10 protein-coding genes and 1 other RNA gene are annotated in these 15,187 nt (G+C 61.0%); 1 reads left to right on the forward strand and 10 read right to left on the reverse strand.

What is annotated here, in order from left to right:
- Positions 1-94 precede the first annotated feature (94 nt).
- The 6 genes from rpoN to VGN12_03990 form a co-directional block, all read right to left on the reverse strand.
- The gene (rpoN, locus tag VGN12_03965; GenBank protein HEY4308589.1) at positions 95-1,696 is read right to left on the reverse strand and encodes an RNA polymerase factor sigma-54; all 1,602 of its coding nucleotides are present in this window, start codon (positions 1,694-1,696) and stop codon (positions 95-97) included.
- 118 nt (positions 1,697-1,814) lie between these two features.
- Positions 1,815-2,414 (reverse strand): recombination mediator RecR, encoded by a 600-nt coding sequence (gene recR, locus VGN12_03970; protein ID HEY4308590.1) that lies wholly within the window; start codon positions 2,412-2,414, stop codon positions 1,815-1,817.
- A gap of 46 nt (positions 2,415-2,460) precedes the next feature.
- Entirely contained in the window at positions 2,461-2,838 is a 378-nt protein-coding gene (locus tag VGN12_03975; protein HEY4308591.1) for a YbaB/EbfC family nucleoid-associated protein, read from the reverse strand.
- A 72-nt stretch (positions 2,839-2,910) separates the two neighbouring features.
- Complete coding sequence (dnaX, locus tag VGN12_03980) at positions 2,911-4,758, reverse strand: DNA polymerase III subunit gamma/tau (GenBank protein ID HEY4308592.1); 1,848 nt, start codon at positions 4,756-4,758, stop codon at positions 2,911-2,913.
- A gap of 157 nt (positions 4,759-4,915) precedes the next feature.
- Positions 4,916-5,013: signal recognition particle sRNA small type (gene ffs, locus VGN12_03985), an RNA gene on the reverse strand.
- 181 nt (positions 5,014-5,194) lie between these two features.
- Positions 5,195-6,055, reverse strand: coding sequence for a helix-turn-helix domain-containing protein (locus tag VGN12_03990; GenBank protein HEY4308593.1), 861 nt, complete (start codon positions 6,053-6,055; stop codon positions 5,195-5,197).
- A 336-nt stretch (positions 6,056-6,391) separates the two neighbouring features.
- On the opposite strand from VGN12_03990, the gene VGN12_03995 reads away from it, so the two are divergent.
- Positions 6,392-8,761, forward strand: coding sequence for a cellulose binding domain-containing protein (locus VGN12_03995; GenBank protein ID HEY4308594.1), 2,370 nt, complete (start codon positions 6,392-6,394; stop codon positions 8,759-8,761).
- A 164-nt stretch (positions 8,762-8,925) separates the two neighbouring features.
- Here the strand turns inward: VGN12_03995 and VGN12_04000 are convergent, their stop codons facing one another.
- From VGN12_04000 to VGN12_04015, 4 genes are all read right to left on the reverse strand, one after another.
- Positions 8,926-11,139: a CHASE3 domain-containing protein gene (locus VGN12_04000; GenBank protein ID HEY4308595.1), complete on the reverse strand. Its 2,214-nt coding sequence runs from the start codon at positions 11,137-11,139 to the stop codon at positions 8,926-8,928.
- A 285-nt stretch (positions 11,140-11,424) separates the two neighbouring features.
- Positions 11,425-12,591, reverse strand: a complete 1,167-nt coding sequence (locus VGN12_04005) for a putative zinc-binding metallopeptidase (protein ID HEY4308596.1) — start codon at positions 12,589-12,591, stop codon at positions 11,425-11,427.
- Positions 12,592-12,809: 218 nt separating this feature from the next.
- The gene (locus tag VGN12_04010) at positions 12,810-14,594 is read right to left on the reverse strand and encodes a M56 family metallopeptidase (protein HEY4308597.1); all 1,785 of its coding nucleotides are present in this window, start codon (positions 14,592-14,594) and stop codon (positions 12,810-12,812) included.
- Positions 14,595-14,612: 18 nt separating this feature from the next.
- Positions 14,613-15,008 (reverse strand): BlaI/MecI/CopY family transcriptional regulator, encoded by a 396-nt coding sequence (locus VGN12_04015; GenBank protein ID HEY4308598.1) that lies wholly within the window; start codon positions 15,006-15,008, stop codon positions 14,613-14,615.
- Between the last annotated feature and the right edge of the window lie 179 nt (positions 15,009-15,187).

Consider the following 15,187-nt stretch of genomic DNA (forward strand, 5'->3'; position numbering starts at 1 on the left):
CCCAGACCTATAGGCCCAGCCTAGAGTTCAAGTCTACTCTACCGCTCTCGGACCAAGTAGGACTTATGCCAGCATGGCGCCGTACGTGTAACGGCTAGTCGCCGTCACCTTCGCCATCGGCAGCGTCATCGTCGAGGGCGGCCGCCAAATCTCCTGCGTGCCCCGCCGCTCCGTTCTGCGATGCGGAATGCTCGCCTGCCGCGGCCTCGCCGGGGGCAATCGTCCAGTCGCGCCGTTGGCGGGAGCTGGGAATCTTCATCGCCTTGCGATACTTGGTCACTGTGCGGCGGGCCACGGAAAGGCCGTGCTTTTCCAACTCCTTGACCAGCTCGTCATCGCTATGAGGATGCTGCTTGCTTTCGCCGTCGACGATCTCTTGCAGCTTCAACCGCACCGCGTCCCAGGCGACTTCCTCGCCCGCCGCGCTGACGGTGCCGCCGCCGAAGAATCGCTTCAAGGGGAAGATGCCGCGCGGCGTCTGGATCCATTTATCGTCGACGGCTCGGCTGACCGTCGTGACGTGGACCCCCACCTTGTCGGCGATCTGCTGCATCTTCAAAGGCTCGATCGACTCGGGGCCTTTCGTCAAGAATTCGGTCTGGTGATCGACGATCGCCTGCGCCACGCGCGTCAGCGTATTGCGGCGCTGCTCAATTGATTCAATCAGCCACTGCGCCGAGTTGATCTTGCGCTTGATCCATTCCTTTTCGGCGTCGGTCGCGTCCCCTTTCATCAGCATCTTGCGATAGTAGGGGCTGATGAACAGGCTGGGCGTACGACCGTCTTCGAGCCGGACCTTGTACTTCCCCCCTTCGATGACGTCGATGAATACGTCGGGCGTAACCGTCGGCGCCGGCACTTCGCCGAAATCGGCCCCCGGCTTAGGATTCAACTTGCGCAATTCCTGCAGCGACTCCTGGATCAGCTCCATCGAGTAACCGGTGCGCCGCTGAATTACGGGCCAGCGATTGTGCTCGATATCTTCCAAGTGCCCCGAGACCAGCGTCCGCAACTGTTCGTAGCAGTGCATGACCGGCGTCAGTTGCAATAGCAGACACTCGCGCAAGTCATGCGCGCCAATACCGGGGGGATCGAGCTTTTGCACCACGGCCAAGGCGCGTTTGGCCAGGGCCAGTTGTTCGAGCCCACCGTTGGGATCGATCAAATCCTCGAGCTGTCCGCGCAGCCAGCCATTGGCGTCCAGGCTGTAAATGATGCGCTCGGCCATCTGCCGAGTGCTTTCGTCGAGCTCGAACCAGCTCAACTGATCGCACAGGTAATCTTGCAACGTCTGCGGTCGCGCCACCATGTTGGCGATCGCATCATGCTTGCGATTGGCGTCTTCCTCCATCCGCGTGCTGGAGGTGCGTGGCCGCTCGTCGAAGGTGTCCGGCCACTCTTCGTTGAGGTTCAGCAGCCGCTCGAAATCGTCTTCGTTGTTCTTCGTTTCATCGACGACCAGCTCGCGTTCCTCTGCCGTCGGTGCGTTCGGGTTTTCTTCGATTTCGCCCGTCTCGTCTGGCAAGTCAGGATCGTTTTCCAGCTTGTCGAGGCACGGGTTTTCAGCAATCTCTTGCTCGATCCGTTCTTGCAGCTCCATGATCGGCAACTGCAGAATCTCCATCGACTGGATCATCCGCGGCGCCAGAATCTGCTTCTGGACGAGCTTCAGCTCTTGACCAAAGGACAAACGCATGCGAGTTGCTTCTTCTGCTTGATGTCAGCCGCCGGCGGAATCCTCCGCCCACGCTGGCCCCCAGTGGCATTCTATAGCGCCGCGCCCCAGAACGGTGCCGACGATTACGCGAAATGACTTAAAACTTCTGCCGCCCCGACAAGGCATCTGCAAGGATCTCCTTGTTAGCAAATTCTAGCACGCTGCCGGTCGTGATTCCCCGAGCAAGTTTCGTGATTTCCACCCCAGATTCGGCCAAACAGTTGGAAATGTAAAGCGCCGTGCCATCCCCTTCCAACGTCGGATTCGTACCCATGATCACTTCGCGAAACTCACCGACCCGCACCCGCTCGGTCAGTGCATCGATCGTCAATTGATCCGGTCCTACGCCTTCCAGCGGCGCAATCCTTCCCAACAGTACGTGGTACAGGCCGCGATAGGTTCCGGCCTGCTCAAGCGCCATCAAGTCGCGTGGTTGTTCGACCACGCATAACAGCTTTTGATCGCGGCGTGCGTCGCCGCAGATCTCGCAAAGCTCGCCTTCGGCCAGGTTGTAACAGACCTTGCAGTAATGAACGTTTTCCTTGACGTTGCGAATCGCATCCGCAAGCGCCAGCGCCTCGGTCTTGCTGACGCGCAAGACGTGGTACGTCAATCGTTCAGCGCTCTTCTTGCCAACGCCCGGCAAGCGCGAAAACTCTTGCACCAGCCGGCTCACCGATTCCGTCAACTGCGGCACGTGTGCGATTCCTCTCCGTCAAGTATTTTGCTCAACCGCCGGGCGCTCAACCGCCGGGGGACGGTCCGCCACCCAGTTTCGCCAGCGCCTCGCTGAAGCCGGGCATATCCGCGCCCCCCATCACCTCCTGCATCGCCTGGGCATGAAACTGCCGGGCCTTGGCAATCGCGTCATTCGAAGCGCCGCGCACCAGGTCTTCCAGCAGCTCACGATCCCCCTGAGCAAACAGCGAAGGGTCGATCCGGCAACTCAGCACTTCCTGTAATCCATTGACCTCGATTTCGACCATGCCGCCGCCGGCGCTCCCCGTGGCGCGCTTGCCGCGTAATGTATCGTTCATGCCTTCCAGCTTGCCACCGATCTGCTGGGCTTGCCGGAGCATCGAAGCCAGGTTTCCTAATCCGCCGAACACACGTTCCTCCACTGGCGCTTACGCACCGTGATGATCATTCCTACCAGTCGGTGTGGTTCGTTGCCGAACTCGATCTGCAACTGGTTAGCTTCTCCGTTCGTCGACCCGCACCGGACGAGCGTCGAATAACTCCATCGCACGGGTCACCATCGGATGTTTCGCCACCTCTCGCACTCGATCCCGCCCTTGTGTCGGTCTCGGGGCCGCGGTGGCCGCCTCGGGACCGGCATCCTGGTCGAGTTCAAAGGTGACGCGCACCATCCGGCCCGCCACTTCGGTCAAAGCCCGCTCGATTTTTTCCGCCTGTTCAGGCTTCTCACAGAAGGCTTTGGCCAAATTATACTTCTTTGCGAAGGTAACGACCAGCGAGTTTGGCGCAGAAATTGCTACACGATCAGCCGAAGAGGCATAATCGGCAGTCATGCCTTGTAGACGCGCCAAGGTTTGCTGCCACAGACGTATGGCATCGGCCGGTTGTAGCGGCACCGCGGCTGGCGAAGTTTGAGCTGTCTGCGCGGTTGAAGTTTTTACAGCGGGTGCAAGAGCAGACGACGTCGATTCGCTTTCTTCATCAGCTAAGACTGGCTCATCGTTTTTTTTTAACGAAGCGTCCGCTGCGCTCGGCAGCGCTACACGTGGCGCCTCTGGACGAGACAGTTCAGCACGAGGCAACGTCACGCGTTCCGTTGAGCGCGCAGAAATCTCAACTACGCCCGCACCGGATCGCACCTGCTCAACCAACGTCGACAGTTCTTCCAGATCCGCGAGTTGGCAAATACGTACGAGTGCCAACTCCGTCAGCACGCGCCCTTGCGTGCTGTACCGCAGCCGCGCGATCGTGTGATCCAGGATCTGCATCGCGGCCATCACGGTTTGCAACCCGAGTTGCTCGGCCTGCTCGATCGCAAGGCGCTGCGAGGTCGGATCGGTTTGCAGCAAGATTTCCGACGATCCGCCGACCGCGGCCACCATCAGATCGCGGAAGTAAACCAGCAATTGATCGAGCAATTGCCCGGTATCGACCCCTTCGGCCGCTGCCGCATCCAAATCGGCAATCGCCGCCGCGGCATCACGCGCGACTAAGTGTCCAGCGAGTCGCGACAACCGCTCATCGGACGCTGTGCCCAGCAGATTGTTCACGTCATCGACCGTGATCTGCTTGCCGCCGACGGCCAATAACTGCTCTAACAGCGATTGGCTATCACGCATCGAACCACCAGCCCGCCGCGAAAGCAGCACAAGTGCCTGTTCGTCGGCGCTGATCCCTTCGGCGGCCACGATTTGCTTCAAGCGGCCGACGATCGAGCCCGCCTGGATGCCGGCGAAATCGAACCGTTGGCAGCGTGACAGAATCGTGACCGGAATCTTCTCGGCCTCGGTCGTGCAGAAGATGAACTTCACATGCTCCGGCGGCTCTTCCAGCGTTTTCAGCAAGGCGTTAAACGCCTCGCGCGTGAGCATGTGGACTTCGTCGATGATGTAAATCTTAAAATGCGAACGGCTGGGACGAATGCCCACGTTATGCCGCAATTCGCGCATCTCTTCGATGCCGCGATTGCTGGCGCCGTCGATTTCAAGCACATCGACATCGTCGCCGGACGCGATGCTCAGGCAGCTATCGCAACGGTCGCACGGCACGGCGGCCGGCCCTTCGACGCAGTTCAGGCACTTGGCCAGGATTCTTGCCGCGGACGTTTTGCCAACACCGCGGGCGCCAGTAAACAGATAGGCGTGGCCTACGCGATTGCTCGTAATCGCGGCCGTCAGGGCTCGCGCGACATGCTCCTGGCCGACCAACTGCCCGAAAGCCTGTGGCCGATAACGCCGCGCGACAACGACGTACTCTTTACGGCCGTGGTCCCGCTGGCCAGCAAGGTCGGATGGCGGGGCGTCGTCGTCCTGCGTGTCCTGGGGCAGACGCTCGCTCGCCATGAGAATTCGCCTCCTTGATGCACCTCAAAGATCGTCGTGCTCGGCGACCGCTCGCGGATTCGCACCTGTGCGCCGCGCGGCGTAGCCTCGACGGAACGGGGGCGGCTCGAACCAGCTAAACGTGGAATCGGGCTCACCCAGGATCGCTGGTCAGGCGACCGGTGAGAGACCCCCGCACAAAGAGCTGACTGCTTATGGCTGCTGGATTTCTCCCCTGACCAGGTTCACAGCGCCCCATTGCGGGGGCCTCTCATCGGCAGCCATCTCGCTGCCGCGCCGAGCGACCTCCCTTTTGTACGGTCCGCAGGGCGATCCGTCAAAGCGGGGTCCGAAATCGGTCGGCAGCGGCGGCAAAGGTGTTAAACGCTGCCCGACGAGCGTCTTCCCAGCCGGGGCCAGACTATGCAGCAGCCCGGGGTCAGAGGCGGTCGAGCCCCTACGTCCAGCTCAGTTGATAGGTCTCGCCGGGGCGGGCCGCATTGATGCGCCAATAAGCCAGGTTGCCGGGCACAAGCGCCAGCGGCTTCTCGGCCGCAGGCAACAGCGGCGCCCCCGCCTTGCGACGCCATAATCCGCGCAGCACGCGAAATGGTTCGTTCGTCGGAAACTTCACCAACAGCGTCAAACTATCGGTCGGGTAGGCGACGTGCGCGGGAAAAACCTTCTGATGCGGGCGCGAGAATCCATCGTTGAATTCCACCCGATTCTGCACGAGGGTCGCGTCGGAGCGCGGCTCGGAAAGTGTCAGCCGAAGCGCCCGAAATCGATCGCGCGGGGCATGTTCACTTTCGCGCAGGCGAACTTCGCTCATGCCCATCCACGCCGCATTCCTGGCGTGCGACAATGACACTCCGTCGATCTCTCGGCCCGGATAATAGAACATGATCTCCGCGGCATGCTCAGGCGCCCCGCGCAGACAAACCGTGTCGGTCAGTACGGCCATCTTGGTCGACGCGACGTCCGCGCCGCTGGTGGAATTGGCCGCCGAGGACGGCAGTTCCAGCAGCTTGATGTTCTCGCGGAAGGCCAGACCGCTATTGCCTCCTCTTGCGGTTCCCTCCGTGTCCCGTCGCCGCATTAGCAGGTCGGATAGCTGCACAGGCCGGCCCAGGCAGACGCCCAGCACTGTGGCGATGGCCGTCAGTGTTGCCGCCGTGGTGGGACGTCCTCCCTCGACGTTCCCGATCGTGCGCAGGCCGTAGCCGGCTCGTTGCGCCATTTCGTCTTGAGTCAGGCCAGCCTCGCCACGTAATGTGGCAACGCTAGCGCCGTCCGGAAGGACGTGTCCTCTTGGCATAGGGGAAGCTCTCTGAACCGGGAGCAAGATAGGTTACTTGCACTACGCGGCGAGTTCGCTGCGCGTTCATTACCTTGCCTTCGCCCGCATTTCCGGTAAAGATCGTCGCACCGCGAATCGGTTGGGGGGATTGCAGGGGTTCCCCTACCACATCTTCGCCGGCTCAGTCCGGCCCAAGGTTCGCGCCGCTTTCGTAGAGCCAGTAGCAGCGCCTCCCCGCGCGCCAAGTCGCGACAAAAGTTCGGGGAAACGGCTCGTCTCGCAAATACAGGCGTTGGCGTTCGCGCACTCGCGAAACGAACGCGGCGCAGGGAAACACCACCAGGAACTTGCACCATGAACAAATGGAATCAGCAGCGAAACTGGCTCGCGCGCTTCGGTCGCTCAAACAGCCCAAAGAAACAAAAACCTGGCCGCCGGATGTTCGGCGCCCGCACTTTCGAAATGCTCGAAGATCGCAATATGCTGGCCGCCGGCGTGCTGGCCACCTATACGCTCACCAACGATTGGGGCTCCGGCTATCAGGCACAGCTTCAACTTACGAACCAGCAGGCCACGAGCATTCCGAACTGGCAGGCCCAGTTCGATCTGGCCCGCAATATCACCTCGATCTGGGATGCCAAGGTCGTCAGCCACACCGGCAACCATTACGTCATCCAAGGGCTGTCGTACGACAGCACGCTGGGTGCGAATTCCAGCGTGAGCTTCGGCTTCGTCGCCAGTGGCGGCGGCAACATCGCGCCGACGAACTACGTCGTCAACGGTGTGGCAGCCGGCGGCGGCGGTCAGCCTGCCCCCGCGCCAACACTCTCGATTGCCGACGTCACGCAGGCCGAAGGAAATTCCGGCACGTCGAATTTTGTTTTCAACGTCTCGCTTTCGGCTGCCGCGACGACGCCGGTCACCGTCAAGTATTCAACCGCTAACGGCACTGCGACCGCCGGCAGCGACTACTCGACCACCACCGGCACGCTGACCATCGCCGCTGGGCAAACCACCGGGCAGATCGTGGTACCCGTACTTGGGGACACCACGGTCGAATTAAACGAGACCTTCACCGTCTCGCTCAGCAATCCCACCGGCGCGACGATCAATCGCGCAACGGCAACCGGCACCATCACCAACGACGACACCGCCCCCTCGACCGGCAATTTCAAATACCAGGTCACCAGCGATTGGGGATCAGGCTTTACCGGTCAGGTCACCGTCACCAACAGCAGCCAGCAGCCCGTTACGAATTGGACCCTGGAATTTGACTTCCCGGCCACGATCACATCGATCTGGGACGCATCGATTGTCAGCCATACGGGCAATCACTACGTCATCACGAACGCCGGTTGGAACAGCACGATTCCGGCCGGAGGCACGGCTTCTTTTGGATTTAACGGCAGCCCCGGCAATTCGACGGTCGTGCCCACCAACTATCTGCTGCACAGCGGTTCCACAACAGGTGGCACATCGGGCGGAGGCACAACCAACCATTCCCCAACGCCGGCCGCCGATGCGCTGCTGGTAAACCCTAATCAGGCCACGATCGTCAACGTCTTAGCCAACGACACCGATCCCGATGGCGATCCGCTAACCGTCACCGCCGTGACTAAGCCATCGCACGGCACGACGCTGCTGAACTCCAACGGCACCGTGACGTACACGCCCACGACCGGTTACCTCGGCACAGACAGCTTCTCGTACACCGTCAGCGATGGTCGCGGCGGTACCGGCTCGGCGATCGTGACGCTGACGGTCGGAACCCCGGCGTCGACCGTGGCCTGGCCGGCGCAGTACTACGCGCCTTACGTCGATGTGACGCTGTATCCGACCTACAACCTGGTGTCCGCAACGCAAACGCAAGGCGTCAAGTATTACACGCTGGCCTTCATTACGGCCGACGCGCAGAATCAGCCTGCCTGGGGCGGTTACAGCGAGTATGAAGTCAACGGCGGCGCCTTCGACATGGCGCTGCGTCAGCAAGTGGCTTCGGTCCGATCGCTCGGCGGCGACGTGATGGCATCATTCGGTGGCGAAGCCGGACAGGAACTCGCCCAAGTCATCACGAATGTAAAGACGCTCACCGCGGCCTATCAAACCGTCGTGACGGATTACAACCTGACGCACATCGATTTCGATATCGAAGGGGCCGCCGTGGCGGATCACGCCTCGATCGATCGTCGCTCGCAGGCCCTCGCCGCACTGCAACAGGCGCAGGCCGCGGCAGGCCAGCCTCTGACGATCTGGTTCACACTGCCGGCACTCCCCTCGGGCCTCACGGCCGACGGGTTGTACGTGTTGCAATCCGCGCTGAAATATGGCGTGCAGATCGGCGGTGTCAACGTCATGACGATGGATTACGGCGAGTCGGCCGCGCCGAACCCGCAAGGGCAGATGGGGACCTTTGCCATCGAGGCCGCCAATAGTCTGTTCGCGCAATTGCAAGGACTTTACGGCACGGCCAAGACCAGTGCGCAGTTGTGGCAGATGATCGGTGTCACTCCGATGATCGGTGTCAACGACGACACGAACGAGGTCTTCGACAAGCCTGCCGCCCAGCAGCTTACGACCTTTGCCCAGCAGCATGACATGGCACGGATATCGATGTGGTCGCTCAATCGCGACACCGCCGGAACGGCCAAGAGCTACGTCGACAACACGTCGAGCAGCATCACGCAAAGCGCGTTCGACTTCTCGAAGATCTTCGAGACGATCTGATCGCGTCGTTTGCGTTCACGATGCACGGGCCGTGGCGGTGCGGTCGCGGGATCAATTCCCTTGCCAGATCCCGGACCAGCCGCCACGGCTTTTTTTCACGCTTGGACGCTTCGATTGGCGCGCGTCGATGGGGGCCAGTGCTTCTGTTGCACAGGACGTCGAATTTACGTGGCCTGTCCATCGACGGGAACGCCGGCCGGACCAATCCCCGCCAGCAATTGCCGCAGAGTATCGAGGCTGGTCGGCTTTACCAGGTGATGATCGAAGCCGGCCTCTAGCGCTGTCCGGCGGTCGTCTTCCTGCCCGTAACCGGTCAGCGCCACCAGCACGACCTCAGGCAATTCCGCCCGCATGCGGCGTGCCACGTCATACCCGCTCATGCCTGGCATGGCGATATCCAGAAATACAACGGCCGGCCGGTTGGCGAGCGCCCACTCGATGCCGGTCGGCCCGTCGTTCGCCTCGGCCACCTCCTGGCCAATCACGCGCAGCATCATGGCCAGGGTATGCGCCGAAGCGCGTACGTCGTCGACGACGAGAATGCGGTGCGCCGGCACACTGGCCACCTGTTCGACGCGATAGCGCATCTCCTGGCCATCGCCGTTGGCGTCTGTCGGAGCAAGCGTGGGCAACTTCACGACGAATTCGCTGCCGCATCCCGGACCATCACTGTGTGCCTGGATTGAGCCGCCATGTTCCTCGACCAGCCGTTTGACCAGCGTCAGGCCAATGCCCAGTCCGCCGTTGGCTCGCTCCAGCGAGTTGTCTCCTTGGCGAAACATCTCGAAGATTTCGCCCAGCATATTGGTGGGAATGCCCGGTCCGTTGTCGCGAAATCGCACGACGACATGACCGTCGGTGGATTCTGCGCTGACCCAGATGACACCGTCGCGGCCTGTGAACTTCGAGGCATTGTTCAGAATATTTCCAAAGACTTGCGTCAGACGGGCCACGTCCCCATCGACTAATACGGGGCTCTCCGGCAGCGTCACCGTCAAACGTTGCCCGGCCACATCGATGAATGGCTTAACCGTTTCGATCGCCTCGTTGATCGGGGCCGTGATATCGACCTGTTGTTTTTGCAAATGAATGTGGCCGCGCGTCACGCGCGAAACATCCAAGAGATCGTCGATCAAGCGATTCATCTGCCGCAGTTGTCGCACCATCAGCACGCGCAGGCGTTCCAATTCGGCCGGGTTGTCCTTCACGAACGGCCACAACTGCAGGGCATTGCTCAGGGGCGACAACGGATTGCGCAATTCGTGCGCCAATGTCGCCAGAAACTCGTTCTTGCGACGATCGTCCTCGGCCAATTGATCGGCATGCGACATCAATTGCCGCTCGTACAACTTTCGCTCAGTGATCTCGCGAAACACCAGAATCGCTCCTCGGACCTCGCCGGTGCGGGTGCGAATCGGTGCGGCGCTGTCGTCCAGCGGCCACTCGACGCCATCCTTCGCGATCAGGATCGTGTGGTTCGCCAACCCCACGATTTGCCCTTCGCGCAGCGCGCGCTCGGCCGGGTTGTCGACAACCTGCCGCGTTTCCTCGTTAACGATATGGAACACGCGGGATAGTGGCTGGCCTGCCGCGTCCGACTCGTTCCAGCCCGTCAGCCGCTGCGCCACCGCATTGAGAAAATTGACGCGCCCCTCGTGGTCCGTGGCGATCACACCGTCGCCAATGCTGATCAGCGTGGCGTGCAGCAGCTCGCGCTGGTCGTGGATTTCGGCCGCCGACTTGTCAAGCACCTGCAAATAGCGATAGACCAGGTACCAGACGGTCGCCAGCGCCGCCAGGCCCACGAGCACGTTAACGATCACGTTCCGCAGCGCGGACGAGAACGTCCGGTTGTTCGCCGTCTCGCGCTCGGCGAGCAAGCTACGCTCGTCTTGCTGCATCTCGTCGATCAAAGACCGAATTTGGTCCATCGACGCAAGGCCCCGCCCTTCCTTGATGCGCTCGCGCGCTCCGGCGGTATCTTGATTCTTCGCCAGTTCCAAGGGGACTTGCAGCTCGGCCAGGCGCTTACGAACCACCTCTTGCAATCGTGCAATCTTTTCCTGCTGGTCCGGGTTGTCGCCGGTCAACTTCTCGACTTCCGCCAAGGAGGCCTGGCAGTCGGCTTGTGTGGCGTCGTACCGGGACAGGTAATCGTTGTTACCCGTAATCACGAAGCCGCGTTGGCTGGTCTCGGCGTCAGTGATCGTGGCAATACACTTTTCCAACGCACCGATCACCTCGTGCGTGTGGGCCACCCAGCTCGAGTTTTCGTGCAGCGCGCTGATTTCCCGAAAGCAAATGCTGCCGGCAACAATCAACAAGCACGCGAAAATGCCCGTGGCCAGCGTTGTCCAGGAATGTGTGCCTGCACGCATATCGGGTGGGTCTGTTTTCAAGGCGATAGCGATTGCAATAGGCGTCCCGAAACGCCGCCGAGGAAGCCGGTCCGTGAGTCATCACGTTAGAAAACCGGCGTTGCAAGCTTGTATCGGATCGGACGATCGGGAAAGATTCGGCGGGTGGCAGCGCAATTTTCGCGAGCGCGGCTGATAAGGTCAACCCGCGTTTCGCAATGCCGAATCGCAAGATACGCCGATGACGTCACGCTGGTCGCGAAACGACCAGCATGGCATTTAACAAAACATTCAGGCACGAATCGTTCAGGCGCTGCCTGCAACCACGACGCCGGTCTCGTTCAAGACTGGCCCCGCCGAGGCGGCGTCCGGCGGCGCAGGAATTTCGCCCGCCGTAACCGGGGGCGTCCCGCCCAGCGCGCCATTCTCGGCGCGACCGGCCCGCGCCAGATCGTGGATGAAGCGCAGCTTCGCCACGACGGGCTCGACGAAGATCTCGGGCACCACATCCAGCAACCCCATGCTGCGATTCACTTCGTTCAGCGCGATCCCCAATTGCTGATAGCGCCGCACCATTGCGTCGAGATCCGCGGCGATCGGCTCGGCGACGCCACCAAAACCGACATGTTGGGCCGTATCAAGGCCGCTGATCATGTCCAGATAAGTGGCCCACGTCTCGGCGAAATCCTCCCAAGGATGCATCGTCGCGTAGGCGCTGACGTAATTCTGCGACCAATCCACGGGCGCACCGTCCTTGTAATACTTTTCGATCGCCTCGGCGTAAGTTGGATTATCGTGGTCGCCGAAGACGGCGCGGCACTCATCCTCGCGCCGGCCCTTCACTAGTTGGTCCCAGTAATAATGCCCGATCTCGTGACGGAAGTGGCCGATCAGCGTACGGTGTGCCTCGCCGAAGTCCACGCGTAGCTTTTCGCGCTCGACATCGTCCGCTTCGCGAATGTTGATCGTGATCCGGCCAGCGGCGTGCCCGGTGAACACCTTTTCGACCTTGCCGATCGAGCGCCAAAAGTTCTTGACGGGGATTACGTCGGCCTTGAAGTCGAACGTGAGCGGCGGATCGACCTGATCGCAGGCCTGACCGTACGGCAGGCCGAGTTCCTCCAGATCATAAAACAGCCGGCGTTTGGCCGTTTCCAAGCGTTGCCATTTCTCCCAATTGCCCGCAACGGACAGGTCCGGAATAGTTTCGTTGAATCGGCAACAATCGCATAACGTCCCCGCGGCATCGGCCGGTACGCTACGATTGCAGACGTTATGTTCTGCGTAGTTCTGACACTTGGCCAGTGCCGCGCCACATTCGGGGTTGCCGCACAGGTACCCGCCCTCTTCTTGAGGCAACAGTGCGACCACCAGCCGGCACGTGGGGCAGAATCCTTGCTCCCGCCTGCAAGCGATGCATTGGCTGTTGTGGAAAAAAATAGTATTTCCGCAGACGCAGTGATAGTTGCGCATAGCTGTCCACCCAAACGTTTATCGAATCGGCCGCCGCAGATCACGGCAGCCCCCCCTTGCGGAGCGCATCACGATCCCGCCACCGTCAGGATCGCTCCTCAAGCTTAGCTTAGCAACAGCCGTGCCAAATTCGATTCACAGTCGGACGGCGGACGTCGGCGGAATCTCGCTACTCACTCGGCGAACACACACTTTTCCCCAGGGCGTGTTTGCCCATCTTATTTGCCTGCCGTGCGAAAGCGATAGACGATCGCCTTTAGGGGGACGCCGAAGCTGCTTTGGAAATTGACGTTGTGGGGATCATTGAGCCCGATTTCGTAATCGTGCCCTGGTTCCAGCTTCACCGAGATTGCGCACACCCGGCCATCCGACGACCATCGTGGCGGGATCGTATTGTCCATCTTGGGAACTTTCGGCCCGCGGCCGGTCCACGACATTCCTTCTCCCATCGGCCTGTCGAACGTGACCTGCAACTGCGTCGTACTTGGATCAACATCCTGCGCATCATTGGCGGGCGAGAGGGAGACGATTTTCGGAACTTCAACCCGAGCCGCCACATCGGCATTCGCCCCCTTGGTCGCAAAATACAAGGCCGAGGGGGGCGCCGGCGGACCGCCCTGGGCTCGAAAATTCCGGTAGCTCGTCGAATTGATGCCCAGCCGATAATAGGTGCCTGCCGCCAGTTTGACGGGCAATACGCAGGTGCGTTGGTCTTTCCATTTCGCCTGGCGTTTCTCATCCGTTTGAGGGAAGAAGGGCGGACCACCGGTCCAGCTCATGCCGTCGGCCATGTCACGATCGAAGGTGACCGTAATCCATTGCAGGTCTGCTGCCACGTCCGTCGCGCCGATCTTGGGGGTCGTGGAAACAATCTGGGGATAAGGTGTTTTCTCCGGCAAGTCCGATGCCTTGCCGGGCTGACTAGCGCCAGGCGCTATCGGCAGCACAAGCAGGGCCAAGGCCGCGACTGCCAACCGGGACCACCAACCAAATCTTCGTGCCGCGGATTCGTGATTCACGATCTCCTCCAATCGGTTTTGCAGTTTTGTTCCACGTTCGAAAACACCGACCAGACTGCCCGTCGCCATCGACCTCGCGCGCGCCGCCATCAACACCCGCACGATCGAGTCGCCGTACTGCTGCGGGCGTACTTCGCCAAGTCGCAGCACTGCCTCGTCACAAGCGCATTCACGCTCGTGGCGTAGCTCGCGGTTAACCCACCACAGGAACGGATGAAACCAGAACATCCCCTGCCCCACGACTTGCAACCAACCGATCCAGACGTCGCGGCGCTGCCAATGAATCAATTCGTGCGTCAACACCGCACGCAATTCGGTTTCGTTTAAATCCGCCATCAAGGCCGCCGGCAGGACAATCCGTGGCCGTAACGCTCCGAACAGAAAGGGACTGCTCACGCGCAGCGTGGCCAGCAACTCGGGCAGGCGCTGCAAGTGTAACGCCAAGCCAATCCTCTCGGCCAAAACCCGGATGGGCCCCTCGTCAATGACCGTTGCCTCGCGAACGACGCGCAAAACCTCTACATACCGAGCCAGGACAACGACGGCGAACACAAAGAGCCCCGTGAGCCAGGCCAACATCAAGCAGGCGCGAGTTGAGAGCCCAACCGCGTCCTTGGTCGCCCGCGCCAGCCTGGAGTCATTCTGCGCCGCAACGATTCCCGCGGCATCGTCGTCGACAGCAATCGAGCCATCTTCAGTCTCGGTGCTGTCCGCCTTTTGAATGGCGCCGTTAGGCGAAAGCGAAATCCCTGCGGCCGCAACCCGCGGAGCCACGAACCGGCCGATGCTCCACGGCGCCGTCAGGCCGGGGGGCAGAAAGACTTTTACCAAGACGATCAGCCATAGGGCGTGGCGCAATCGGGGCGAGGCACGGCGCAGCAGTGCCACAAGCGCCCCGACGACGCAAGTCACAATCGCTAACTGCCAGCTTGCCGCGACAATCCAGTTCCACCAGCGACCCGACAGCAGCTCAATGGTGTCCACGCCTTCTCTCCCGTGTCGCTAGCGCGAGCGATCGTTGCGCTTCTGATCGAGTTGCCGCTTCAGCGCGCGAATCTCTTCGTCCGAAAGCTCGGCTTCTTCGATGAACTGCGCCAGCACGGGCGCTGATGCCTCGCTAATCAGGCGTTGAAAGATGCTGCGAACTTCCTGCCGCGTCATCCGCTGCCGGTCGACGGCCGCACGATAGAGGTACGAATTCCCGACCTGGTCGTAGGCCAAGGCGTCCTTGGCGACCAACCGCGACAGCAGCGTCTTCACGGTCTTGTAGGCCCAGCCGTGTTGGTCAGGCAATCGTGCATAGACGTCGCGCGCCGCGAGCGGCCCGTGGTCCCACAGGACCTTCATCACTTCCCATTCCGCGGGCGATAACGGCGTTGGCTCTTCACGAGCAGCCATGACCAGACCTCTTCATCAAGTCGTTCGCCTACCGATGACGCCATTAGACTATACTTGTAGTCCTTTGTCAACAAAATAAACGCCGGATGCAGCTTCTACGAATGGACACACCAAGTCAGCGCCGGCGGCGGGGCGTTTGCGACGACTTATGCCGACGCGCTCGCTGCGGCTTCGATATG

This window comes from Pirellulales bacterium (assembly GCA_036499395.1).
In the GTDB taxonomy this organism is placed as follows: Bacteria; Planctomycetota; Planctomycetia; order Pirellulales; family JACPPG01; genus JACPPG01.